At 71.8% G+C, this 24,669-nt stretch carries 18 protein-coding genes; 5 read left to right on the top strand and 13 right to left on the bottom strand.

Going from position 1 to position 24,669, the window contains the following annotated elements:
• On the top strand, positions 1-3,397 hold a 3,397-nt coding region (locus ABFY07_RS23390), incomplete at its 5' end, for a multifunctional oxoglutarate decarboxylase/oxoglutarate dehydrogenase thiamine pyrophosphate-binding subunit/dihydrolipoyllysine-residue succinyltransferase subunit (protein ID WP_346176372.1).
• Between the two features lie 111 nt (positions 3,398-3,508).
• Here the strand turns inward: ABFY07_RS23390 and fxsT are convergent.
• The 3 genes from fxsT to ABFY07_RS23405 form a co-directional block, all read right to left on the bottom strand.
• Complete coding sequence (gene fxsT / locus ABFY07_RS23395; protein ID WP_346176373.1) at positions 3,509-7,372, bottom strand: FxSxx-COOH system tetratricopeptide repeat protein; 3,864 nt, start codon at positions 7,370-7,372, stop codon at positions 3,509-3,511.
• A gap of 258 nt (positions 7,373-7,630) precedes the next feature.
• Complete coding sequence (locus ABFY07_RS23400) at positions 7,631-8,791, bottom strand: S8 family peptidase (protein ID WP_346176374.1); 1,161 nt, start codon at positions 8,789-8,791, stop codon at positions 7,631-7,633.
• Entirely contained in the window at positions 8,788-9,624 is an 837-nt protein-coding gene (locus tag ABFY07_RS23405; protein ID WP_346176375.1) for a hypothetical protein, read from the bottom strand. Before ABFY07_RS23405 ends, ABFY07_RS23400 begins: the two co-directional genes overlap by 4 nt.
• A gap of 315 nt (positions 9,625-9,939) precedes the next feature.
• Between ABFY07_RS23405 and ABFY07_RS23410 the strand changes: the two genes are divergently transcribed.
• Positions 9,940-10,533, top strand: coding sequence for a hypothetical protein (locus ABFY07_RS23410; RefSeq protein ID WP_346176376.1), 594 nt, complete (start codon positions 9,940-9,942; stop codon positions 10,531-10,533).
• Positions 10,534-10,577: 44 nt separating this feature from the next.
• Here ABFY07_RS23410 and ABFY07_RS23415 read toward each other — a convergent pair whose 3' ends face one another.
• Positions 10,578-11,390, bottom strand: coding sequence for a DUF4037 domain-containing protein (locus tag ABFY07_RS23415; protein ID WP_346176377.1), 813 nt, complete (start codon positions 11,388-11,390; stop codon positions 10,578-10,580).
• A 32-nt stretch (positions 11,391-11,422) separates the two neighbouring features.
• Between ABFY07_RS23415 and ABFY07_RS23420 the strand changes: the two genes are divergently transcribed.
• Positions 11,423-12,016 carry an NADPH-dependent FMN reductase gene (locus ABFY07_RS23420; protein ID WP_346176378.1) on the top strand — a complete coding sequence of 198 codons (594 nt, stop codon included), beginning with the start codon at positions 11,423-11,425 and terminating at the stop codon, positions 12,014-12,016.
• Here the strand turns inward: ABFY07_RS23420 and ABFY07_RS23425 are convergent.
• The gene (locus tag ABFY07_RS23425) at positions 11,978-12,445 is read right to left on the bottom strand and encodes a Pycsar system effector family protein (RefSeq protein WP_346176379.1); all 468 of its coding nucleotides are present in this window, start codon (positions 12,443-12,445) and stop codon (positions 11,978-11,980) included. The genes ABFY07_RS23420 and ABFY07_RS23425 overlap by 39 nt on opposite strands.
• 51 nt (positions 12,446-12,496) lie before the next feature.
• Entirely contained in the window at positions 12,497-13,624 is a 1,128-nt protein-coding gene (locus ABFY07_RS23430) for a methyltransferase domain-containing protein (RefSeq protein WP_346176380.1), read from the bottom strand.
• 194 nt (positions 13,625-13,818) lie between these two features.
• Here ABFY07_RS23430 and ABFY07_RS23435 point away from each other — a divergent pair, with 194 nt between their 5' ends.
• Positions 13,819-14,001 (top strand): DUF6104 family protein, encoded by a 183-nt coding sequence (locus ABFY07_RS23435; protein ID WP_014176503.1) that lies wholly within the window; start codon positions 13,819-13,821, stop codon positions 13,999-14,001.
• 96 nt (positions 14,002-14,097) lie between these two features.
• On the opposite strand, the gene ABFY07_RS23440 is transcribed toward ABFY07_RS23435, so the two are convergent.
• From ABFY07_RS23440 to ABFY07_RS23455, 4 genes are all read right to left on the bottom strand, one after another.
• A complete protein-coding gene (locus tag ABFY07_RS23440; protein WP_346176381.1) occupies positions 14,098-16,320 on the bottom strand; it encodes a DUF6571 family protein in 2,223 nt (740 codons plus the stop codon).
• Positions 16,321-16,490: 170 nt separating this feature from the next.
• Positions 16,491-17,720, bottom strand: a complete 1,230-nt coding sequence (locus ABFY07_RS23445) for a hypothetical protein (protein WP_346176382.1) — start codon at positions 17,718-17,720, stop codon at positions 16,491-16,493.
• 170 nt (positions 17,721-17,890) lie between these two features.
• Entirely contained in the window at positions 17,891-18,706 is an 816-nt protein-coding gene (locus ABFY07_RS23450) for an AfsR/SARP family transcriptional regulator (protein WP_346176383.1), read from the bottom strand.
• A 22-nt stretch (positions 18,707-18,728) separates the two neighbouring features.
• Positions 18,729-19,460, bottom strand: coding sequence for a TetR/AcrR family transcriptional regulator (locus ABFY07_RS23455; RefSeq protein WP_346176384.1), 732 nt, complete (start codon positions 19,458-19,460; stop codon positions 18,729-18,731).
• Between the two features lie 136 nt (positions 19,461-19,596).
• Between ABFY07_RS23455 and ABFY07_RS23460 the strand changes: the two genes are divergently transcribed.
• A complete protein-coding gene (locus ABFY07_RS23460) occupies positions 19,597-20,217 on the top strand; it encodes a malonic semialdehyde reductase (RefSeq protein ID WP_065964436.1) in 621 nt (206 codons plus the stop codon).
• A 71-nt stretch (positions 20,218-20,288) separates the two neighbouring features.
• Here the strand turns inward: ABFY07_RS23460 and ABFY07_RS23465 are convergent, their stop codons facing one another.
• The 3 genes from ABFY07_RS23465 to ABFY07_RS23475 all read right to left on the bottom strand — a co-directional run bounded on the left by ABFY07_RS23465 (position 20,289) and on the right by ABFY07_RS23475 (position 24,559).
• Positions 20,289-20,687, bottom strand: a complete 399-nt coding sequence (locus ABFY07_RS23465; protein WP_065964434.1) for a nuclear transport factor 2 family protein — start codon at positions 20,685-20,687, stop codon at positions 20,289-20,291.
• A gap of 56 nt (positions 20,688-20,743) precedes the next feature.
• The gene (locus ABFY07_RS23470) at positions 20,744-21,697 is read right to left on the bottom strand and encodes an NAD-dependent epimerase/dehydratase family protein (protein ID WP_346176466.1); all 954 of its coding nucleotides are present in this window, start codon (positions 21,695-21,697) and stop codon (positions 20,744-20,746) included.
• A gap of 63 nt (positions 21,698-21,760) precedes the next feature.
• Positions 21,761-24,559 carry an AMP-binding protein gene (locus tag ABFY07_RS23475; protein ID WP_346176385.1) on the bottom strand — a complete coding sequence of 933 codons (2,799 nt, stop codon included), beginning with the start codon at positions 24,557-24,559 and terminating at the stop codon, positions 21,761-21,763.
• Between the last annotated feature and the right edge of the window lie 110 nt (positions 24,560-24,669).

The raw sequence follows: 24,669 nt of genomic DNA on the forward strand, positions 1-24,669 counted from the left end.
CAAGGCCGCCGAGCCGGCCGCTCCGGCCGCCGGCCCGGAGTACGTCACGCTGCGCGGCCTGGCCGCCGCCGTCGCGAAGAACATGAACGCCAGCCTCGAGCTGCCGACGGCCACCTCCGTGCGCGCCGTCCCGGTCAAGCTGCTGTTCGACAACCGCATCGTCATCAACAACCACCTCAAGCGCGCCCGCGGCGGCAAGGTGTCCTTCACGCACCTGATCGGCTACGCCATGGTGCAGGCGCTGAAGGCGATGCCCTCGATGAACTACTCGTTCACCGAGAAGGACGGCAAGCCGACCCTGGTCAAGCCCGAGCACGTCAACCTCGGCCTCGCCATCGACCTGGTCAAGCCCAACGGCGACCGCCAGCTCGTCGTCGCGGCGATCAAGAAGGCCGAGACGCTCAACTTCTTCGAGTTCTGGCAGGCGTACGAGGACATCGTCCGCCGCGCCCGCGCGAACAAGCTGACGATGGAGGACTTCACCGGCGTCACGGCCTCGCTGACCAACCCGGGCGGCATCGGCACCGTGCACTCCGTGCCGCGCCTGATGCCCGGGCAGGGCCTGATCATCGGCGTCGGCGCCATGGAGTACCCGGCCGAGTTCCAGGGCACGTCTCAGGACACCCTGAACAAGCTGGGCATCTCCAAGATCATGACGCTGACCAGCACCTATGACCACCGGGTGATCCAGGGCGCCGCCTCCGGCGAGTTCCTGCGGATCATGAGCCAGCTGCTGCTCGGCGAGAACGACTTCTACGACGAGATCTTCAAGGCGCTGCGGATCCCCTACGAGCCGGTCCGCTGGCTGCGCGACATCGACGTCTCGCACGACGACGACGTCACCAAGGCCGCGCGCGTCTTCGACCTGATCCACTCCTACCGGGTCCGCGGCCACGTCATGGCCGACACCGACCCGCTGGAGTACCGCCAGCGCAAGCACCCCGACCTGGACATCGTCGAGCACGGCCTCACCCTGTGGGACCTGGAGCGCGAGTTCGCGGTCGGCGGCTTCGCCGGCAAGACGATGATGAACCTGCGCGACATCCTGGGCGTGCTGCGCGACTCGTACTGCCGCACCACCGGCATCGAGTTCATGCACATCCAGGACCCGAAGCAGCGCAAGTGGATCCAGGACCGCGTGGAGCGTCCGCACTCCAAGCCGGAGCGCGACGAGCAGCTGCGGATCCTGCGCCGGCTCAACGCGGCCGAGGCGTTCGAGACCTTCCTGCAGACGAAGTACGTCGGCCAGAAGCGCTTCTCGCTGGAGGGCGGCGAGTCCGTCATCCCGCTGCTGGACGCGGTGCTGGACGCGGCCGCCGAGTCGCGCCTGGACGAGGTCGTCATCGGCATGGCCCACCGCGGCCGCCTCAACGTCCTGGCGAACATCGTCGGCAAGTCGTACGCGCAGATCTTCCGCGAGTTCGAGGGCAACCTCGACCCGAAGTCGATGCACGGCTCCGGCGACGTGAAGTACCACCTGGGCGCCGAGGGTACCTTCACCGGCCTGGACGGCGAGCAGATCAAGGTCTCGCTGACCGCCAACCCCTCCCACCTGGAGGCGGTGGACCCGGTCCTGGAGGGCGTCGTCCGCGCCAAGCAGGACATCATCGGCAAGGCCGGCACCGACTTCACCGTCCTGCCCGTCGCCCTGCACGGCGACGCCGCCTTCGCGGGCCAGGGCGTGGTCGCCGAGACCCTCAACATGTCGCAGCTGCGCGGCTACCGCACCGGCGGCACCGTGCACATCGTCATCAACAACCAGGTCGGCTTCACCGCCGCCCCGGCCGCGTCCCGCTCCTCCATGTACGCCACCGACGTGGCGCGCATGATCGAGGCGCCGATCTTCCACGTCAACGGCGACGACCCGGAGGCCGTGGTGCGCGTCGCGCGGCTCGCCTTCGAGTTCCGCCAGGCGTTCAACAAGGACGTGGTCATCGACCTCATCTGCTACCGCCGCCGCGGTCACAACGAGACCGACAACCCCGGCTTCACCCAGCCGCTGATGTACGACCTGATCGACAAGAAGCGCTCGGTGCGCAAGCTCTACACCGAGTCGCTCATCGGCCGCGGCGACATCACCCTGGAAGAGGCCGAGCAGGCGCTGCAGGACTTCCAGGGCCAGCTGGAGAAGGTCTTCACCGAGGTCCGCGACGCCACCTCGAACCCGGCCCCGACCGAGCTGGCCGAGCCCCAGCCGGAGTTCCCGGTGGCGGTCTCCACGGCCGTCAACCAGGAGGTCATCAAGCGGGTCGCCGAGTCCCAGGTCAACATCCCCGACCGGATCACCGTCCACCCGCGGCTGCTCCCGCAGCTCCAGCGGCGCGCGGCGATGATCGAGGACGACACGATCGACTGGGGCATGGGCGAGACCCTCGCCATCGGCTCGCTGCTGATGGAGGGCACCCCCGTCCGCCTGGCCGGCCAGGACTCCCGCCGTGGCACCTTCGGCCAGCGCCACGCGGTGCTGGTGGACCGGGAGACCGGCGAGGACTACACCCCGCTGCTCTACCTCTCCGACGAGCAGGCCCGCTACAACGTCTACGACTCGCTGCTCAGCGAGTACGCGGCGATGGGCTTCGAGTACGGCTACTCGCTGGCCCGGCCGGACGCGCTGGTCATGTGGGAGGCGCAGTTCGGTGACTTCGTCAACGGCGCGCAGACGATCGTCGACGAGTTCATCTCCTCGGCCGAGCAGAAGTGGGGCCAGACCTCCGGCGTCACCCTGCTGCTGCCGCACGGCTACGAGGGCCAGGGCCCGGACCACTCCTCGGCCCGCATCGAGCGCTTCCTCCAGCTGTGCGCGCAGAACAACATGACGGTCGCCATGCCGACGCTGCCGTCGAACTACTTCCACCTGCTGCGCTGGCAGGTCCACAACCCGCACCACAAGCCGCTGGTCGTCTTCACCCCGAAGTCGATGCTGCGTCTGAAGGCGGCGGCCTCCAAGACCGAGGAGTTCACCACCGGCTCGTTCCGCCCGGTCATCGGCGACGAGAAGGTCGACCCGGCCGCGGTCCGCAAGGTCGTCTTCTGCTCCGGCAAGGTCTACTACGACCTGGCCGCCGAGCGGGACAAGCGCGGCGTGACGGACACCGCCCTCATCCGGGTGGAGCGGCTCTACCCGCTGCCGGGCGCGGAGCTGCAGGCCGAGATCGCCAAGTACTCCGGCGTCCAGAAGTACGTCTGGGCGCAGGAGGAGCCGGCGAACCAGGGTGCGTGGCCGTTCATCGCGCTGAACCTGATCGACCACCTGGAGCTCTCGGTGGGCGCCGACCTGCCGGCCTCCGAGCGACTCGTCCGGGTCTCCCGGCCGCACTCCTCGTCCCCGGCGGTGGGGTCGAACAAGCGGCACCAGGTGGAGCAGCAGGCGCTGGTCAACGAGGTCTTCGAGATCTGACGCCGGTAGCTGTTCGGCTGTAGCCGTACGGAAGGCCCGGCTCCCGTGTGACGCGGACGCGGGGGCCGGGCCTTCCGGCGTACGGCGCGCTCCCGTGCGGTCGGACGTCGGTCAGACGGGCAGCGGCTCGAAGTTCCACAGCAGGCGTTTCTCCTGCCACGCCGCCGTCACCGTGGGGTGGTTCGGCCCCAACTGGGCTTCGAGCGCGTCGATGGCCGCCTCCCTGATCGTCCGCGCCTCGTCCCTCCCGCCCTTGATCTCCCGTAGATCCATGGCCAGCGCGAACCGCGCCGTCAAGGTCAGCGGATGCCGCCGGCCCAGCGCCTTTTCGGCCCGCAGGGCGGCCTCCCTGCTGAGCGCGCAGGCGTCCGTCCGATCACCCATGACCTGGCAGGCGGCGGAGGTGTTGACCGCGATCCCCAGCGTCCAGGGGTGCTTCTCCCCCACTGCCCTGGTCATGTCCGCCAGGGCCTTCTCCAGCATCGACCGCGCCGCATCGGCCTCGCCCCGCTTCAGCCGCAGGACCCCGTGATTGGCCGAGGCGCCGATCGTGTGCGGGTGGAGAGCGCCCAGGCTCCTCTCGTAGGCGTCCCGGACGCGCTCTCCGAGGTCGGCCGCCGCGTCGAGGTGTCCGGCCTCGCACAGCTCACAGGCGTAGCTGCAGGCGATCATCAGGGACAGCGAAGCGTCCTCGCCCAGCAGCCGCCGCGCGCGATCCAGGGTCCCGGCGAGCAGGGCCGTGCCGGCTTCCGTCTCACCGCAGTTGAGCCGGCACAGCGCCAGGACGTACTCGGCCGTCAGGGTGTGCGGGTAGTCCCTCCCCAGGCCCGCGTGGTGCGACTCGACGGTGCGGACCTGGTGGTCCAGTGCCTCGGCATAACGGCCCACCAGCAGCAGGTCCCATGCGTAGACCGTCTCGGAGGCCAGCGTGTCGAGATGGCCGCTACCCAAGGTCTCCCTCCGCTGCCGCAGGGCCCGCTCGTCCTGCTCCAGCGCCTCCCCGTAACGGCCGAGCGCCCGTAGCGAGGCCGCGAGATCGGCCTCGGCGCGCATGTAGTCCTCGTTGTCCTCGAACGGCAGGCAGGCGCCGAACTGCCGTATGCCGAGCGCGTACGCCTCCTCGTAGCGCCCCAGGCCCCGCAGATCGGCGGAGAGCGCGCTCAGCGCGCCGAGCGAGTCGGGGTCGTGCAGCCGCTCCAGAAGCGCCCGGTCCAGGCGCTCGGCCAGGGCGTAGTCCCCCGTCGCCCGCAGCAGGGCGGTACGGCGCAGGACCAGCTCCCAGTCGGGCGCGTCGGCACCGGCCTGCAGGTCCACCATCTGTCCGACCATGTGCGAGGCCGTCGCGTAATCGCCCTTCAGCGTGAGGTAGGTCAGACAGTTGCGGCGCAGGCGCCCCAGCCGGCCCGTATCGTCGCCGGCCTCCCGGGGCCCCAGCGCGCCCGACGGTTCCAGGTACGGCACGAGTTCGGCGTAGCGCGGCCACGCGGCGGGGTCTTCGGGGTGGCCCGGGTCCGCCGCGACCAGGGCGCGGCGGATGACCCGGGCGTCCTTGTCCCGGCGGTCCTCCGGCCTCGTTCTGCGCACCGCGTCACAGACGAAGCGGTGCAGCCTCAACGTCTCAGCCTCCCTGCGGACCGCGGAGTACTGCACCAGCTTCCCGACGGTGGTCTCCACGTGCGTGGGGTCCTCCAGCAGCGCGGCCAGCGCCGGGGAGACCTCCTCGACCGGGACGGCCCGCAGCAGCGCGAGCGGGACGGGGCCGGGCCCGAAGACCGCGCAGAGCTGGAGCAGATCGGCCGCGAGCTGCGAGTTGTTCCGCAACCGCCGGGTCAGCTCCTCGAAAGCGGAGGGGTAGGGCACCGGATACGCCACCCCGGACTTCACGGGCACCGGCTCGCCCTCGCGCAGCCTGCGGATGTACTCCTCGGCCGGCATCGTCGAGCCGTCCAGCCAGCCCGCCGTCTGGTCGAGCGGCAGCGGCAGGTCCTCCACGGCGGCGGCGAGCGCGTCGGCCTCCTCGCCGCTGAGCCGGGGGGCGCGGGCCCGTACGAACGCCACGCTCTCCCTCCGGCTGAAGGGCGGGACGTCCAGCAGCTCGGCGTAGTGGTCGGCCCAGTCGCGGCTCTGCGAGGTGATCAGCACATGGCCGCGCCCGCCCGGCAGCAGGGCGGCGATGTCCTCCGGGTCGTCGGCTCCGTCGAGGACGAGCAACCAGCGGTCGGACGGCACGCCCCGGCGCAGATTGTCCAGCGCGGCCCCGACCCGGGCCTGCGTGGAATACCCCTGCACATCGTTGCCGAGATGGGCCAGATGCCCGGAAAGCCTCTCCTTCAGCACTCCGCGGTTATCCGCCGCGGCCCACCACACCACGTCGTACTCGGCGGCGAAACGATAGGCGTACTCGGCGGCGAGCTGGGTCTTGCCGATGCCCGGCGGGCCCACCAGTGCGCAGACGGCGGCCTCGGCGGGGGCGTTCCGCAGGTAGTCGTTGATCCGCTCCAGGAGGACATCGCGGCCGGTGAAACGGGGGTTGCGGCGCGGCACCCCGTCCCACAGCTCGGGCGGGTTCCCGGGCAGCCCGGATCGCTGCCGGGGGCCGTCGGCGCCGGTGGGGGCCACGCCGAGCGCGCGCAGCAGCCGGCGCTCGCACTCCTCCTCGTCGGCCCCCAACAGCCCCACGGCCCCCAGCCGGGCGACGACGACTGGCATCGGGTGACCACTGACGACGAAGGCAGCCATCCGCTCCGCGCGTCTGCGTACGCCCGCGCTCCCCAGCGCCGCCTCCCACTCCTCCTCCGTACGAGCCGAGTCGAGGGCGAAGAAGTGCTCGCTCAACAACAGCACATGGAAGGCGTCGTCGCCGAGCAGATCGGCCATCGCTCGGTCGAGGTCCACGGACGGCTCGGCCGCGGGGTCCCAGCGCCGGAGGGTGATCTCCTCGCGCGCGACCCCCGCGGCCTCCAGGCGCCGGGCGACCCAGGCCGCCCAGGGGCGGTTGGGCCCGGCGTACGTCACGGTGACGGGCAGATGGGCGGGCAGCCCGCCGGGCGGGCTCGGGGGCGACGGCGGGTGCAGATACGCCCCGGCGATCAACCTGCCCCCTGGGGAGGGGGCAGGAGCGCCCCGCCCGCCCTCCTCGCCCCGCAACCGCGCCAGCTCCCGCTCCAGCCGCCGGGCCCGCTCCTCCGCGGCGACGGCCTGCTCCTCCGCGAGCCAGAGCCGGTGCGCCACCGGGTCCTCGGCCTCGGCCTGTTCGGCCGCCGCCTCCTCCCCGGCCTGGAGCTGGTGTTCCAGCTCCTCGCAGCGCCGCTCAGCCTCCAGCGCCTGCCGCCGCGCCTGGTCCAGCTCGCTCTGGAGGCGGGCGACTTCCTCCGTCAGCCGGTCGCGCTCACCGCGTAACCGCTCCCGCTCGTCCCGCAGCAGCTCCACCTCGGCGCCGTGTCCGTCGCGCTCGACCGACATCGCCACGGCGAGCTGCCGCTGCTCGACCTCCATCTCCGCGATCCGCTGTTTCCGCGCCTGCAACGCCTCGGTCAGCGCCTCCGCCCGCACCTCGGCCTGCTGGCGCCTGCGGTCGGCGTCGGCGAGCTGGTCACGCAGGTTCTGCAGCTCCCAGGCGGACCTGTTGGTGGCCTGCAACGCCCGCCGTTGCAGGCCGTGCACATGGGCGACGACCTCGGAGGAGGCCGGGCGCCCGGTGGCCTTGGCGGCGTGGGTCAGCAGCGTGTCCACGAACTCGGCGGGGGCGACCACGGTCCCGTTGAGATAGCGCGAGACGGCGCCCGGGTTGCGGTGCACCCGCAGCGCGAACACCCGCAGGGACACCCCGACCGCCCCGAACAGCCCCCGCAGCCCGGCCGCCAGCTCGGCGCACGCCGGGGCCACGTGGTCGGGTATCGGCTTGAGGTCTCCGACCCGCCCGCCGTCGCCGGTCCGCGGCACCAGCTCCCCGCTCAGTTCCTCGTCGTCGTCCACGCGCGCCCCTCCCCCGTTGCGGCGACCGGCAACGCGTGACACCTGCCGCAACACCCGGCGCCCCGCGCAGGGTGAACGTACCCGGCAAACCGACCGGCCGCACCGAAAGGACCCGCCACCGTGCCTCCCGCGAACCGCCCCACCCCCCGCCCGCTCCTCGCCCTCGCCGCCGCCGCGGTCTCCGGCGCCGTACGCGCTCTGGTGGGCTGGCTGCTGGACCGTACGGGGGGCTGAGCGGGCTGAGCGCGCGCGGTCACGTCAGGCGGCTCGCTGTCTCCTGCCCTTGCGGATCAGCAGCACGCCACCGGCCACCAGCAGGAGGCCGCCGCCGGCCGCGCCGAGGCCGGTCGCGAGCATCCCCGTCTCCATCGCCGGATGGGAGGTCCTGCTGGTCCCGGTCGGTGAGGCGAAGTGCTTGACGGCCCCCTTGTACGGTTTCGGCGCGGTGTCGACCTTCGGCGGGTGTGCCGCCGCGCGCACCGCGGCCGCCGCGTCGATCTGGCCGGCGCCGACGAACGCGTTGTGCCCGCCCGCCGGGTGGTCGGCCGTGCGCATCAGGATCGCGCGGGTCTGGGCGGGGGTGAGGTCCGGGTTCTTCGCCAGCATCAGCGCGGTGACACCGGCGGCCAGCGCGGTGGCCGGGGAGGTGCCGTCGACCGGGCGGTAGCCGCCGTCCTTGTCGGCACTGGTGATGTTCACACCGGGCGCGGCGATGGTGTTGTGGGTGCGCACCGTGGAGAAGTCGGCGCGCTGTCCGCCGGGCTTGGTCGCGGCGACGGAGATCACTTCCGCGTATCCGGCGGGGAAGTTGCCGTCGTTGAGCTCATCGCCGCTGTTGCCCGCGGCGGCGAGCACCGTGACGCCCTGTTGGACGGCGCGCGCTATGGCCGCCACTTCGGTGCCGTCCAGGTCGCCGAAGAGGCCTCCACCGAGGGACATCGAGATGACGTCGGCGTGGTTCTCCACTGCGAAGTCGATGCCCTTGGCGAGCGGACTGACGCCGTCCTTGGTGCGCTCGAACTTCTCTTCATGGCTGTCGTTGATCACCCGAGCGGTGATGATCTTGGCCTTGGGCGCGACCTTGAGGACGTCGGAGACCATGGCGGTGCCGTGCTCGCCGTAGCCGGCGTCGCCGGGCTTCAGGCCGTCGGAGTCGTAGAAGTCGGGGCCGACCTTGGCCACCCGGCCCTTGAGCGCCGGGTGGTCGGGGTTGATGCCGCTGTCCAGCACCGCCACGGTCACCCCCTCGCCCTGGGTGACCTCGTGGGCCGCGGGCAGGCCGAGCGCGGCCGACTCCCAGCCGGCCGGGGCGTTCTCGGCGGCCGCGGCGGGGGCCGCGCCCCAGGAGAGAGCCGCGCCCATCAGGACCGTCAGGGCGGCACCACCGACCGCGGTGTTGCGTATGGACCGGGTGATCACCGCGGGTCTCCCGTCTGCAGGCGGTCGATGTGGGCACGGAAGAGATCGACGAGGTCCTCGGCGTTGGCGTGCCAGGACTCCAGGTCGGTGTCGTTGCCGCCGTAGTCGCCCCACTCGCCGGGCAGCACCCCCGCGACGTGGCCGTCCACGGAACCGATACTGGCGCCCAGGACGTACGGCAGGTTCTCGCCGTACGCAGCGCTGACGTAGGCGCCGTTGCGGTCCTTCCACTGGGCGGCCAGGGTGCCGGGCACCGCGTACGGAGCGACCGCTCCCTCGGTGTCGCGCTTGTCCTCGTAGGCCGCGACCACCTTCTCCTTCGGCCCGCCCCCGTCCGGGCCCCCGGGCAGCACCACGAGCGCGACCGTCGCCACCATGTTGCCGGTGGTGTCGACGTACGTGGCGCGCAGCACCGCCTTGCAGCCGTTGTCCTCGGCGGCCTTCAGCGTGTGGCGGGTGAGGCCCTTGCCGCAGTCGGTCTGCGGGGAGATCCCCACGCGGTTCCACAGGACTTGCTTACGGTCGTAGAGACCGCCGTTGTAGCCGCCACGGCCGCCCAGCGTGGCCGGGAACACCTTGTCCACCGGCTCGTCGCGCCACATCACCTGGCCGTACTCGTAGTTCGGCACGACCTGTTGGGCATTGCTGTACGCGTGCGCGGTGAGCGCGCCACCGCCGATCGCCAGCAGCGCCCCGACGACGGCGAGCAGCGAGCCCAGCGCCTTCCGGCCGCCGCCACCTCCCCCGGAAGCCCCGGCCGGCGGGGCCTGGGGCGGCCAGGGCGCCGGTACGGGTGGCGGGACGGCCGCACCGGGCGGTGGGGTGGCCGGCATCGGCGGTTGCGGAGGGTACGGATTCGGGCTGCTCGGATTGCCGGGTGGCGGCGGGTAGGACATCTGGTCTCCCACTCCCCCCAAAAGGACTTTCTGGTGCCAACGGCCGCCCCCCTGGCTGCGGAAACGCCCAGCTCGCCGGCCCGGCCGCGTCGTTCCCGGCGAGGATACGGCAGGCGGTGGCGACCGGGTCCGCTGCCCCTGGCCCGCCCCCTCGCCCCGGTCCGCGCCGACGCTCCGTCACCATGAGCGGCGGACCGGACGAAGTCACCGGAAGGTAGCCTCACCAGGACATCCGGCAAGGGGGAACACCGCGTGAACACCATCCACTTCGAACTCGTCCACCAGGGCTCGACCCCCGGCCGTCTCCTGAAGAGGCCCCGCCACACCTGGGCCGGGACGGTGCCCGGCTTCGGGCCGGTCGAGCTGACGTGTCCGGCGGAGGAGGACCTCGCCCGGGACACTCTCGTCTCCTGGGTGTCGGGGCAGGGCATTCCCCCCATGTCCTTCTCCGGCATCGACTTCCGCGACCGCCCCCGCCTGGCCTGGATGACGCTGACCGCCGACGGCTGGACCGCGGATCTGAAGCGCCGCCACCTGGCGGTGACGGCGCACCGCCGTGCGCTGCGGATCGCCGTCGCCGGACGCTCCTACCGCTACCGGGTGCTCGGCGACAAACTCCGCCACGAACTGTGGCGCGAGGGGGCCGTCGTCACGATGTCCCGCTCGACGTGGCGGCACCCGCGCACCGTCACGGGTGCCGCGCAGGGCGGCTTCGACGGGCTGGACATCGGGCTGGCGATCCTGATGGAGGGGGTCTACACCCGCAACCTCTCGTTCGGCGGCGCGCTGTACTCCTGGCCGGGCCGCTTCCTGAGCCGCCTGGACGACATCCCTGATCTCTTCTGAGCCTTCCTCCCTTCTGGCCCTCTCGGCCCGGGCCCCGCGTGGGGTTACCCGCCCAGCACCGCCCGCACCTCGTCGACCAGCCCGCCCGCCAGGGCCACCCGGGCCACCAGTTCGGGCGGGCCACCGCCGAGCGCCCCCAGCAGCGCCCCGGCCCGGTCGCCGAACCCGGGGGGCGTGTCCGGCATCGTGGCCACCGCCGCCAGCGCGCCCTTCTCGTTGAGGCACCAGCGGCGGTGGTGGGCGAAGAGGGCCTGGACGAGGACGCCGACGGCCCGGGAGAGGCTCAGCGAGACGTGCAGGACATCGCCGCGCCGGGCCGACTTGGCGGCGTTCGAGACCAGGAAACCCGCCTCCCACGCCGCCCCGGTCAGCGCTTCCCGCAGCGGCTCGGGATACGTCCCGGCCTCGGCGCGCAGCGTGCCCAACTCCCCCGAGGGGTCGGCCAGCACCCGCCCCAGGGCCACCTCGCCCGCGTAGCAGGGCGACCAGAACCCCAGCGGGTGCCCGGCCTGCACGCCCACCTCGTACCGTCCGGCGCGGCAGTCCTGCCACACCGCGCGCACCCGGTCCGCGTCCCGCAGGATCCAGTCCACCGCCTGCCCGCGCACGTCCAGCCACGCCCCGCCGTTCACCCACGGCCCCCATTCCCCCGGGCCCGCGACCTCCACCGGCCCGCCGGCCACCTCGGCGGCCAGCGCCCGCAGTGCCGCCACGTCGAGCGGGCCCCGGTAGTACACGCCGAGGTCCCAGTCGGAGTCCGGCGCGTGTTCGTCCCGCGCCCGGCTGCCGCCGAGCATCACCCCGACCACGCCGTCCACCTCCACCAGGCGGGCGGCCATCTCCTGGATCTCGTTCATCGGCCCATCATCGCGGTCGTAGCATGGCAGCCGTGACCCGAACCGCGAATCTCGCGCTGATCAGCGGCAGTACGCGCCATGGCTCCACCAACACGGCGGTGGTGCTGTCGCTGGTCGAGCTCCTGGGCGACACGACGCGCCCCGTGTCCTATCTGGACCTGGCGAAGCTGCCGCACTTCAACCCGGACGACGATGTCGAGCCGCTGCCCGCGGAAGTCGTCAGGCTGCGGGGCATCATCGCGGAGGCCGACGCGGTGCTGTTCTGCACCCCGGAGTACGCGGGGGACCTGCCCGGCTCGTTCAAGAACCTGCTGGACTGGACCGTCGGCGGGATGGAGATCGTCGACAAGCCCGTGGGCTGGATCAACGCGTCGTCGTCCCCGACCGGAGCCGAGGGGGCCCACCGGGCCCTGCGCACGGTCCTCGGGTACACCGGCGCGGAGATCGTCGAGGCGGCCTGTGTCCGGGTGCCGGTGCCGCGGGCCGCCGTGGACCCGGAGTCGGGGCGGATCACCGACCCGGCCGTGCGCGAGGGCATCGGCGAGGCCGCCCGGACGCTGATCGACGCCGGGCTGAAACGCCGGGACTCAGTCCGCGACGGCGAGGACGGCGGCGAGGGCCAGTAGGCCGAGCCCGGCGAGCATGCAGTCGACCGCGATCCGGATGAGACGGAACTTCCGCACGGCGAGTTCGGCCATGAACCTCACGTGTTCCACCTGGTAGCCGGAGGCCAGCCGCTCGCGCAACCGGTCGTGGCTCATCCGGCTCCAGCTCGTCCAGCCGTCGCCGCTGAGGTTCGGGCGCACCGCGAGCAGCAGGAGGACGGTCGCGGCCAGCAGCGCGGCGGCGCCGAGGGAGCCGGCCACGGCGGTCGGCACGCCCGGGTGGAGGCCCGGGGCGGTGGAGCCCAGCGCCACCAGCGCGGCCCCGGCCAGGGCCAGTAACAGGCTCGCCTTGGACTCGGAGCGGGCGAGGTCGGCCTGGAGAGACGCCACGGTCGCGCTGATGCTTTCCCGCGCGGCGTCCGGTCGCGGGTCGGGGGCGGTGGTGGCCATGGGGTGCGTCCTCCCGTGCGCTTCAGCAGGCCCTTCGCGGCCTGTCGGGAGTTAGGACGCCCCGTCCCGCCGCTCCGTTTCGGGCTCGGACCCGGGCTCTTCGGGCTCGGACTCTCCGGGCTCGGACCCGGACTCCGGCTCGGGGCCGGGCACCTCGGCCACCACGACGTAGAGCGTCACCGCCGCGAGGAACGGCCCGGTGGCGAGGTGGTCGAGGAACCGCCGCGCCGCCTCCTCGCTGAAGTATCCGGCCGCGGCCGCGCGTTCCGCGTTGCGCTGGAAGCCGAGGATCCGGTCGGCCGCGCGGACGTCCCGGAAGACGGAGGTGACCGGGACGACGGAGGGGACGGTGAATCCGGCCCCGGCCGCGAGCCGGGGCAGTTGGCGGCCGATGACGCCGTTGCGGACGATCCGGTCGGCGATGTGGCGGGTGTAGGCGCGGGACAGCTCGGGCTCGGGGTGGTCGATGGCGAGCGAGTCCCAGTCGGGCTCGCCCATGACCAGCCGTCCGCCGGGGCGCAGCACGCGCCGCGCCTCGGCGAGGACCCGGGCGGGGTCCGCCACGTGCTGCAGGACGCGGTCGGTGCGGGCGCGGTCGACGCTCGCGTCCGCGAGGGGGAGGGCGTGGGCGTCCGCGAGCCGTACGTCCACCGCGGGGAGGTCCGCCGTACGCTCGCGGGCCCGGTCCACCGCCTCGGGGTCGGTGTCGACGCCGATCACCGTGCCGGAGGGGGTGACCGCCTCGGCGAGGGCGGCCAGGTCGGTGCCGGGGCCGCAGCCCAGGTCGAGGGCGGTGTGGTCGGGGCGGGCCGCCAGCGCGTCCCGCATGACCTGCTTGTACGAGCGGGCGGCGGCGGTCCCGGCGAGCCGGTCCAGATAGCCGATCCGGTCGGGCACGGCGGCCTCGAACATCCGCTCCGTGACCTCGGCCAGGGACCGCAGCTCCCGCTCCAGCGCCGCGCGCCCCTTGGCCGTGAGGCGCACCGGGCGCTGGCGGCCCTCCCCGGGCAGGGGCTCGACCAGTTCCTTGGCCTCCAGGCGCGCCAGGGCGCCGTAGAGGCTGCCGGGGCCGAGGCGTTCGCCCGACAGCTTCTCGACGGCCGCGTTGATGGCGTAGCCGTGGAGGGGGCCGTCGGCCAGGGCGCTGAGCACCAGCATCTGGGCGTCGTGGGTGCGCATGGGGCCGTCCTCGTCTCCGGGGGAACAGGCAGGGCTTCGCCCTCCATGCTACGCGGCGCGTAGTACGCGAGGCGTAGTATTCGCGGAACAGGCCGCGGGCCGCTCTATCCTGGGCCCGTACGCACCCGTACGCACCCGTCCGGCCACCGACCCGACGCGACCCGACCCGAACCGAACCGACCCGGAGCACCCCCTTGTACTTCACCGACCGCGGCATCGAGGAGCTGGAGAAGCGGCGCGGCGAGGAGGAGATCACCTTTGAGTGGCTCGCCGAGCAGCTGCGCACCTTCGTGGACCTGAACCCGGACTTCGAGGTCCCGGTGGAACGGCTCGCGACCTGGCTGGCCCGGCTCGACGACGAGGACGAGGACGAGTAGCCGGGCAGCCGGGCAGTGATCCGGAACGCGTAACCGCCGTCGACGCCGACCGGCGCGCCCTCGCCCCACTCGGCGGGGACGCGCCGGGCCCGCGGCTCAGCCTTTCAGGTAAATGTCGAGCGCCTCACGCCGCCCTCTGTCGTATTCCTCCTGGCCGGAGCCGACAAGATGCCTGGACAGCCCGGTTTCCAGGCCGTATCCGTTCTCCTTGGCCCACCCCGCGACCATATGGTTCACGTTGTGCTGGCCGACGATGAACTGGCCCTCGGTGATTTTGGCGGCCTCGGCGTTCGCCGCGGCGATCTCGTCCTCCTTCCAGCCGTAGAAGCCCCCGTAAAGAATTCGGTAGACGACGTCCGCGGAAAATCCGTAAACAGAGGACTTTCCGGCCAGGGACGCAGCGGCGCTGACACCGGCCTGCATGCCTCCGGTGGCGACGAATTCCCCCGTCTGGAAGTGGTTGGCCCAGGAAACCCTGTCGTCCTTCTTGTCACTCACGATGTCCGCGCCGACACCGTCGTAGACACCGAAGACATGCGATGCTTCCTCGATGACCGCAGCACGGTCGTCAGGCTTCTGGAAGTCCGTCGTGGAAAGCGTCCCCGCGGCGTAGAACTTCTCGGCGTCGTACACCTGGCGAAATGCGTCGCCGTCCTCCGCCACACCGCGCAGGAGGCGGGCCAGGCTGTCCTTCCCGACGGCCATATGGGCGCCCTTGGGGTCACCCGTGTCGTTCCACACGCCGTCCCTGTCCATGTACACACCCCGGCCTTTCAATGTCTCATGGACATCGGGCGTGTAGTCGACGAGCATATGGGCCAGAGGCTTCCGCAGCTGGTCGGGGATATGGGATCCGTTCCGGCCGTCGTCGAGGACCTTGATGGTTTCGCGCATCACCCGCGCCTCGGCATCGGTGTGGTAGCCGAGAACGTGGTCGGTGCCCGGCGCATTACCCGTGGCGGCCACCTCCAGCGCCCGGCCGAACCCGCTGCGCACGTCCGCGTCGGGAGCGTCGTTGCCCGGGATCTCGACCTTACCGGTTGAGTTCACGGTGTTCCTGACGTCCCAGTCGCGTTCCCGCAGCAGGTACTTCAGCCGGTCGTTGCCGCCGTCCGACGTCGGGTCGAGATACGAGGTGGCGATCTTGGGATCACGGCTCATGATGTCGAGGGCGCCGTCGACGGGGTCGTTGGCGAACCAGCCGTCGTTCTTGCCGCTGAACTCTCCGTAGAGGTCCCAGATGTTCTTGTCCTTCCGCTCCGCCGCGATCATGTCGTCGGTCACATCGGAGAGGAACTGCCTGGAATAACCCCCGCCCTGCTTCATGAGGGTGACCAGGCTCTGGTAGCCACGGGCCCCCTGACCGTGCCCGTAGCCCACGCTGATCTTGTCGTCCACCACGTCCAGGTCGTACTTCTCGACGCCGGCCTTCTTGAGGCCGTCCCGCCACTTCTTGTAGAAGGGGTCGGAGGGAGACTGGGTGGCGGTGGCCAGAGTGGTGGCCAAGCCCTTCTCGAGGTCGCGGAAGCTGTCCTTGTCGTCGCCCTTGGCGAGATCGAAGTACTTGTTGGCCAGCTCGATGGTGCCCTTGGGGCCCATGCCCGCCAGGAAGGTCTGGCTGAACGTCTTGTCGTGCTGGTTGTCCCGGAACAGCCGCTGGTACTCGGCCATCTCCTTGGCGCTGAGCTTCTCGCCGGAGTTGAGCTTGGTCGAGAGGTCCTTGGCCTCCTCGGCCTCGACCTTCTCGATATCGCCTTCGGCCTTCCCGTTGAACCCGTTGACGACACCATCGAAGATGTCAGGATCCTGTGCCGCGGCCTTGAGCGCGAGCTTCACGCCCTGGTCGGCGTCATCGACCGCCTTCACCGCGGCAGCGATGTGTTCCGTCCATGAACGCTCGGTGGCGTGCAGGTCCGGGTCGTGCTTGAGGGAGAAGGCCTCCTCCTCGCTGACCTTGGAGAAGTCGTAACTCGCCCTGCCCTCCTCCGAGACCTTCATCCCGGCCTTCACCGCGTCCGAGACCGCGGACTTCACCTTCCCGCGCAGCTCCACGAACTGCGTATGCGCGTCCCGCAGTAGCGAGGCGATCGCACGCGCCTCCTTCGGCGCGGCGCCGAACTGCTCTCCGGTCTTCTGCATGTCGGGGCGCGCCACCAAGAGCGCCTGACCGTTCCAGGACCCGTCGAGCCCGACCGACTTGACCTGGCTGTCGTAGGTCTTCCGCACCGCCTCGAACTTCTTGGCCGCCTCGTCCCACTGCTTGGCGGCGGTCTCGAGGACGGACAGATCGATCGTCATGACCTGGTGGTACGTGAGCACGATTCCCCCTTCGGCGATATGTCGAGACGCGAGCCCGGAGCGATATGTCTTAGGGATAGGGAATGAACGGGACGAGCAGGCATGAATTCCCCCGTGGCACAGTTACCAAGTGGCAGATCACATAAAGCGATTGCCGGTGAAGCTAGCACGCCCACGATGGGCGGCCGCAGTTAGGTAAGGGGCGGCCAGGGGGCTCGGGTCGCGACTGTCTCGGCGACCTCTTCCACGGTGCGCCCGTCGGTGTCGACGCGGATGCCCAGGGCCGCCCGCTCCAAGGCGGCGTCGTCGGCCACCGCCGCGTCGGCCGCTTGGAGCAGCCGCTCGGCGGGCCGCCCCCGCAACAGGTCGCCCGGCTGCGGCCAGCTGCCGCCCCGCCCACGGCCGAGGATCCGCCGCGTCAACTCCTCACGCCCGGCGTGCAGTCGGCAGAGGGTCACGGTGGCCGGGGTGAGCGCGTCGGTGTACGCCTGGAGTACGGACTCGTCCTCGACATGGCCGACCACGGTGAGGCACCGGGCCCCCACCGCGCGGTACGCCCGCCACAGGGCGGCCAGGTTGCGGGACTTCACCCGGTGGTTGCGGGGGTCGTCGGCCGGGGTGGGGCCGCAGAAGCCGATCTGGTCGAGGTCGAGGTACGCCGCCGTACGGCCGTCGCCCAGGGCCTTCCGGAAGACCTGGAAGCCGACCGTCGACTTCCCCACGCCGGTCGCCCCGCACAGCCACAGGACCGAGCCGTCGGCGGCGCTCGCCGAGCCCGCGTCCGGCGTCGGCACCGGCGCCGGCGCCGGGGAGGTCAGCGGAGACGGGTCCGGGGAGAGGTCCGGAGACGGGCCCGGGGAGAGGTCCGGAGACGGGGCCGGGGAGAGGCCCGGGAACGAGGCCGGGGAGAGGCCCGGGAACGAGGCCCGGGAGGGCTCTTCGGTGGTCGGGAGGGCGGGCCACCCGCCGGTCTGCTCCCGCACCCGCTCCACCACCTCGGCCACCGAAAGGCCGCTGGTGTCCACGCACCCGTCCGCGAGATCGCCCGCGTCCATGGCCTCGGCGTTCCGCAGCGCGTCCGCCAGGGCCACCGTCGATCCCGCGCGCCCGAGGAACCGCCGTGTCAGCTCGTCGTGTCCGGCGCGCAGTCGGCACACGGTCAGCGCGGCGTCCGGGATCAGGCCGGCGTGGACGCCGTGCGCGGGGTCCACGACACCGGACACCACGACGCACCGCGCGCCCGCCGCCCGGAAGCCGGCCAGTACGGCGCCGACGTTCCGCGCCTGCAGCAGGTGCCGGCCCGGGTCCGCCGCCGGTTCGGGGTAGCAGATGCCCAACTGGTCGACGTCCACGTAACCGGCCTCGACCCCGGCCCGCCTGAGCCGGGCGAACAGCTCCCAGCCGACCTCGGTCTTCCCCACGCCCGGCGGCCCGCACAGCCACAGCAGGGGGATCGGCTCCCCGCCGGGCCCCCGGCCACCCGGCCCGGGGCCGCCCGATCCGGCACCGCCCGGCCCGGGGCCGCCCGGCCCGGGGCCGCCCGGCCCGGGGCCGCCCGGCCCTCCGCCACGCGGCCTGGCGCCCTGGTGCCTCACGCCACCACCGGCCCCCGCCCCGGCGCGCCCGCCTCGTAGTCCAGCCGGGGGTCGGAGGCCAGCACGGCCTGCTGCAGGCGCTGCAGCTTGGCGGACGGTTCGAGCCCCAGCTCCTCCGTCATGGCGAGCCGCAGCCGCTGGTAGACCGCGAGCGCGCGGGTGCGCTGGCCGGAGCGGTGGAGGGCGAGCATGTACTGGCCGTGCATGCCCTCGTGGAAGCGGTGCTCGACGACGAGGGAGGCCAGGTCGCTCAGCGCCTCCTGGTGGCCGCCGAGCCGCAGCCGGGTCTCGATGCTGCGCTCGGTGACCGTCAGGCGGGACTGTTCGAGGCGCGCGACCTCGGCCTGAAGGGGACGCCCGTGCGGCGTGACGTCGACCAGGGCCGGCCCCTGCCAGATCGACAGCGCCCGCCGGAACGCCGCCTCCGCGGCCCGCTCGTCGCCGACCTCCAGGGCGTGTTCCCCGGCGGCGACGAGGTCGCGGTAGCGGTGCACGTCGAGCTGGCCGTAGCGCAGCACCAGTGCGTAGCCGCCGGGCCTGGTCTGGAGGACGTCCCGGGCGACCGCGGCCGGGGGGACGCCGAGCGCCTGGGCGAGCAGCTTGCGCAGGTGCAGGACGTAGGTCTGGAGCGTGGTCAGCCCGGTCCGCGGCGGCCCCTCCCCCCACAGCTCGGCCATCAGGGACTGTACGGGCACCATCCGGCCGTCGTGGAGCAGCAGCAGGGACAGGACCTTGCGCGGCTTCATCGCGCTGGGCACCGCCGACTGGTCGCCCTGGCGCAGGGTCAGCGGTCCGAGGACGCTCACGTCCATGGGTGGTGCACCTCCTCACACTTCACCTGCGGTACGCGCGTACGAACAGGTCGGCGGCCTTCTCGCAGATGGCCGCGGCTTCGTGCCCGGGGAGCGGGCGGGTGCCGTACATCGACTGGTGCAGGCCCTGCTGGACGAGCAGGGCGACGAACTGGCGGGCCACGGTGGCCGGGTCGTCGACGTCCAGCTCGCCGCGCTCGGTGTGGCGGGTGAGCAGGGCGACGAGGTGGGACACGAGCTGCTGGGGTTCGCCGTCCGCGCAGGCGGGGCGCAGCGAGGGGTGGCGGGCCACCTCGGAGATGACCAGCCGGCGCAGGGCGGAGGCGCGCTCGTCGAGCAGCACCCGGAGCACCCGGTGGCCGAAGGCGACGAGGGCGGCCCGGACATCCCCCGCTCCCCCGGCCCCGCCTTCGGGGCCGGAGCCGTGACCGGGGTCGGAGCCAGGGTCGAGATCGGGGTCGGCGTCGGCGTCGGGGTCGAGATCGGGTTCGAGGTCGGGGGTGAAGTCGGCGGCGACCCGATCCCGTTCGCCCTCGACGGCCGCGAGGAACAGCCGCTGCTTGTCGCCGAAGTGGTTGTAGACGGTCTGTTTGGACACGCGGGCCTCGTCGGCTATGACGTCCACGCTCGCCCGGGTGTATCCCTCGCGCAGGAAGACGGCGACGGCCGCCTCCAATATGGCCTGGCGCTTGGCGGGCTGAGGGCCCGCCGGCCGGCCCACCGCGCCGCGCCGCGGCACGCTGTCCGTCCGCAAGGCTGCGACCTCCTGACTGCGATGCGCTCTTGCCCCCAATGGACTTGCGAGTCTAGCCTTCCTTCACCGCACTGGACTAGTCGGTCCAGTCCAATTAATTAAGGCCCCCAAGGCCCACCCCCGAGGAGAGAGCTCCATGAGCGCACCGGAGAACAGCGACGTCCTGCGCCACCTCACCCTGGCGCCGGAGGCGCAGAACCAGCTGTTCCTGGAGGCCCGTACGGCCAACACGTTCACCGACGAGCCGGTCACGGACGAGCAGGTCCGCGCCATCTACGAACTGGTCAAGTACGCGCCCACCTCGATGAACCAGCAGCCGCTGCGCGTGGTCCTGGTGCGCTCGGAGGAGGCCCGCGCCCGGCTGGTGTCGCACATGACGGGGCGCAACCAGGAGAAGACGGCGAAGGCGCCGCTGGTGGCGGTCCTCGCGGCGGACCTGGACTTCCACGAGGAGCTGCCCCGGCTGGTCCCGTTCATGGAGAACCCGCAGGACATCTTCGCCGACCCGGGCGTCCGCGAGGGGTCCGCGCGGTTCAACACGGCGCTGCAGGTGGGCTACTTCATCCTGGGCGTGCGGGCGGCGGGGCTGGCCGCCGGGCCGATGATCGGCTTCGACCACGAGGCGGTGTCGAAGGAGTTCTTCAAGGACGGCCGGCACCAGGCGCTGTGCGTCGTCAACATCGGCAAGCCGGGCCCCGACGCCTGGATGGGCCGGCTGCCGCGCCTGGAGTACGACGAGGTCGTCACCACGGTCTGACCCGGCCCGGCACCCCATGCGGAGCGCCTGTGCCCCGACGGCGGGGCACAGGCGCTCCTCGTGGCCGCGGCTCAGCTCTCGATCAGTTCATGGAACGCGACGGTGTCGAAGATGTCCTCCATCCTCGTCGCCTTGCCGTCCCGCATCGTCCAGGAGTGGACGAAGTCCAGGGTCGCGGTGGTGCCGGTGCGGGAGGTCACCTCGCGGGTGCCGAAGACCACGACCCGGTCGCCCTGCTCGATGAACTCCCGGGGGTTGAGCCTCATCCCGCCGAGCACGCTCGGGACGTGCGCGAGGAACTCCTTGATCCCCGCGTGGCCCAGCTTGGTGCCGCCGAGGCCGTACTTGGCCATCCCGTCCGGGTGCACCCACTCCACGTCGGGGTGCATCCCGGAGAGGATCCCTTCGACGTCCCGGTCGCGGAAGCCCGCGTAGCACGCCCGGATGGCCTCGATGTTCTGTGACGCCACGGTTGTCGTATCTCCTCGCATCAGGCGGCGGATCAGGCAGGGGGGCAAGCAGGGGGTCAGGCGACGGGCGCGGCGGGCCCGGCCGGGCGCGGCTTGACGTGCTCGGGGTACAGCGCCTCGAGGGTCTGCCGCACCCCCTCGCGCCATGGCACCCGGCAGGGGCCGGTGATCTCCAGCCGCCGCGCGGGGTCGAACTGGTAGGTCTCCCGGGTGACCTCGCTGGGCACCAGCTTGGCCTCGACACCGCTGAGCTCCTCCAGGTGGCGCACGCAGTCGGTCATGCCGACCGGCTCGTCGCCGCCCCAGTTGACCAGCGTGGCGGGCACCGACGCGGCCGCCCACAGCTTGGGCACCTGGTCGACCAGGTCGTCGGTGTGCAGCAGGGAGCACCAGTTCTGGCCCTCCAGCGGCACCGGTATCGGCTCACCGGCCAGCATCCGCTTGAAGTAGAGCATCGGCACCCCGCCGTAGCCGCCGGGCCCGTACGCGATGTTGAGCCTGGCGATGGTGGTCGGCAGGTTCAGCACGCTCGCGAAGGCCCGTACGGTGCCCTCGGCGGCGATCTTGCCCACGGGGTAGGGCGGCAGCCAGTCGGCGACCCCGTCGACCGGGTCGTCCTCGGCGTACGCGTGGTCCAGGGTCTGCCGCTTGTAGAGCGCGCCCGTGGAGACGTACAGGAACGCCTCCGCGCCGCGGCAGTGGCTCATCAGCCGGCCGGAGGCGACGGAGTTGACCTCGATCGCGGCGTTGAAGTCACCGTCCTCGCCGCGCCGCACCGCCGAGTGGATGACGTGGGTGAAGTCGTCGGGGAGCCCCTCGTACGCGGCCCCGCCGAGGTCGTTCATGTCCCAGCGGTACGTCCTGATCCCGCGGGCGGTCAGCTCCTCCTCGACGCCCGGGGTGCCGAACCGGCCCAGGCACCACACCTCGTTGTGCTCGGCCAGGGCCTCGGCGACCGGGCGGCCGACCTGTCCGCTGCCGCCGGTGACCAGGATCTTCTTGCCTTCCACCCTGCTCTTCTCCTCTTGCTCGCCTTGCACGCCTTGCTCGCCTTGCTCGCCTTGCACACACGCTTACTTGCCGTCGCCCAGCGCGCGGTCGAGTTCCCGGCGCAGGATGGCCTGGAAGGCCGCGACGTGCTGGGGCCCCATCAGGGTGTAGTGCTCGCCCGGCACGTCGATGTAGCGGTTGGCCTCGGTGGTGTGCTCGTCCCACCTGCGCAGCTCGTTGTTCAGCCAGTCCTCCTTGGTGCCGCGCAGGGGGATGGCGTAGAAGACGGTCATCGAGCGGGTGGTGCCGGTGGGCGTGTAGGTGCGGCCGAGGTCGGTGAGCCCGCCCGCCAGCTCGGCCCAGGCGGTGAACTTGGCCAGGTCCAGGTCCAGTTCGGCCAGCCGGTCGGGCGGGGCGATCTCCAGGAAGTGCGCCAGCTGCTCCTCCTTGGGCAGCCCGCGCAGTTGCCCGGGGAGGTCGAGGGACTGCTTCTTGTTGATCAGGTCGAGGAAGAAGGCCAGGTTGGCCGCGGTCTCGACGAAGTCCAGCTCGTCCATGCGGTACTTGATGTGCGGGGGCAGGTTGAAGCTCCCGACGAAGTCGACGCGCTCGCCCTGAGCCTCCAGCGCCTTGGCGATCTCGAAGGCCACCGCGCCGCCGTACGAATAGCCGGCGACCGCGTAGGGGCCGTGCGGCTGGGTGGCGCGGATGGCCTCGACGTAGGTGCCGACCATCTCCTCGAAGCTCTCGAACGGCTTCTCACCCTCGTTGAACCCCCGGGCGCGCAGGGCGTAGAAGGGCCGGTCGCCGACGAAGTACTTGGCGAGGTTGACGAAGACCAGGACCTCGCCGACGCCCGGGTGGACACAGAACAGCGGCGTCTTGTCGCCGCTGGGCTGCAGCGGGACGACCGGGTCGTACGCCCGGGCGGCGGGCGTGCCGCCCTCGTCGAGCCGGGCGGCGAGCTGCCGCACCGAGGGGGCGGTGAGCACGGTGATGATCGGCAGGTCCGCGACGCCCAGGCGGCGTGCCACCTGGCGTCGCAGCCGCAGGATGTCCAGCGAGGTCCCGCCCAGGTCGAAGAAGCTCGCGGTGACGCTGACCTCGTCCGGGGCCAGCTCGAACATCTCGGCGTAGATCTCGGCGAGCACCCGCTCCCGCTCGCCCTCCGGCGCCGTGTACCCGCCGAGCCTGCGGGTGGTCAGCTCGGCGACGCGCGCGGTGACCTCGTCGAAGCCGCCGGACTCCAGGCGCGTCCGCATCCGCTGGCGCAGCGTCTTGCCCAGGCTGGTCTTGGGGAACGCCTCCTTGGGCAGCGGCAGGATGAGGGAGGGCCGGAACCCCCAGTGCATCACCACGGTGGAGCGCACGGCGGTGAGCAGCCGGTACAGGCCCGCCTCGTCGTCCTCGGCCGTCTCGGGGGCGACCGCGATGACCAGCTGCTCGGTGTCGCTGCCGGGCCGCCGGGTGGGGAAGGCCGCGACATAGCCGCCGGCCACGCCGTCGAGCTGCTCCAGCACGGCCTCCAGCTCATGGCTGAAGTAGTTGACGCCGTTGACGATGATGCTGTCCTTGCTGCGCCCGACGAGGGTGAGCCGGCCGTCGTCGATACGGCCCAGGTCGCCGCTGCGGAACCAGCCGTCGGGGGTGAAGGCCTCCCGGGTGGCCTCCTCGTTGTTGTAGTAGCCCGACGTGATCATCGGGCCGCTGAGCTGCAGCTCCCCCACCTCGCCGGGGGGCAGCGCGCGGTGCTCGTCGTCGGCCACCCGGATGGACAGCGCCTTGATGGGCGTGCCGAGGTTGGCGAACTCCCGGCCGGTGTCGGCGGCGGGGAAGTCGCGGTTGTAGATGCTGCCGGCGCAGGTCTCGGTCATGCCGAAGGCGGGCCACAGCGCGGACGGCTTCAGCCCGTAGGGGGCGTAGTTGGCGAGAAACGCCTCACCGGTGGCGACGACATTGGCCTCGCCGCCGCTGACTATGTGGCGGAGAGCGCTCAGATCCAGCCCTTCGCCGCCCGAGGCGGTTTCCTCGGCGAGCTCGTGCACCGCGGAATTCAGCGGGCCGAGGAGGAAATTCGGGGTGAAGGTCATCGTCACCTTGTGGCGGGAGACGATGCGGAGGAAACGCAGCGGCTCCTCGAGGATGAGCGAGGCCGGGGCGTGCAATTGGTTCGCCCCCACGGACAGCGGCAGCATATGGGCTTCCAGCAGCGCCGCGACATGGTCGTAGGAAATCCAGTTGAAGGTGGTGTCGGCGGCGGTGAGCCGCTGCTTGTCCGCCTTCCCGGCCATGGACGCCAGAAGGTTTCCGTGGGAGAGCATCACGGCTTTGGAATTTCCGGTGGAACCGGAGGTCAGCACCAGCAGGGCGAGGTCCTCCGGGTCGGCCCGGTGGATGTCCGGCGCGGGCTCGCCGCCGCCGAGCCCCTCCACGGGCGCCACCGCGAGCCCCGGCACCTCGGGCAGCTCGGCCCGCATCGCCTCGGTGGTGACCAGCAGCGGACGGTCGAGCAGCCGGTCCACATGGGCGAGCTGCGCGGCCCAGCGGGCGGGGTCACCGGGCAGCGGCACCATGGGGCAGGGGACGAACCCGCCCAGCAGGCAGGCCCAGAAAGCGGTGAGGAACTCCCGCTGGCCGTCCAGCAGCAGAGCGACCTTGTCGCGCGGCTCCAGGCCGCGGGACCGCAGCCCGGTGAGCATTCGGAGGGCGGAATCGAGAAGCTCCGGATACGGCTGGCGCGTCAATTCGCCCTCCGCGCCGTCGGCCAAGTAACCTACCCCCGAATAGGGGTGCTCGACGGCTGCCCCGACCAGCAGCCGGGCCACCGACCGCAGATCCTGGACGTCTTCGGGCGTCGAGTATTTCAACGACTGTGTCGGCATGCCCCAATTGACCCTTCCCCCCCGATTCCAAGGCCCTGAAGGTAACAGCCTCGAACATTCGCACTCCATGACTCTCGACCAGGGCTCTAGCGAAGCTCTAGCCGGTTTCC

The sequence above is a fragment of the Streptomyces sparsogenes subsp. cuspidosporus genome (genome assembly GCF_039532705.1).
Lineage (GTDB): Bacteria > Actinomycetota > Actinomycetes > Streptomycetales > Streptomycetaceae > Streptomyces > Streptomyces sparsogenes.

Bases quoted from the DNA above. Each gene is read 5' to 3' on its own strand.
- ABFY07_RS23405 (WP_346176375.1), bottom strand. From the start codon at position 9,624: ATGCCGGCCACCCCACCGCCCGGTGCGGCCGTCCCGCCACCCGTACCG.
- ABFY07_RS23415 (WP_346176377.1), bottom strand. From the start codon at position 11,390: ATGAACGAGATCCAGGAGATGGCCGCCCGCCTGGTGGAGGTGGACGGC.
- ABFY07_RS23425 (WP_346176379.1), bottom strand. From the start codon at position 12,445: ATGGCCACCACCGCCCCCGACCCGCGACCGGACGCCGCGCGGGAAAGC.
- ABFY07_RS23430 (WP_346176380.1), bottom strand. From the start codon at position 13,624: ATGCGCACCCACGACGCCCAGATGCTGGTGCTCAGCGCCCTGGCCGAC.
- ABFY07_RS23450 (WP_346176383.1), bottom strand. From the start codon at position 18,706: ATGGACGTGAGCGTCCTCGGACCGCTGACCCTGCGCCAGGGCGACCAG.
- ABFY07_RS23460 (WP_065964436.1), top strand. From the start codon at position 19,597: ATGAGCGCACCGGAGAACAGCGACGTCCTGCGCCACCTCACCCTGGCG.
- ABFY07_RS23475 (WP_346176385.1), bottom strand. From the start codon at position 24,559: ATGCCGACACAGTCGTTGAAATACTCGACGCCCGAAGACGTCCAGGAT.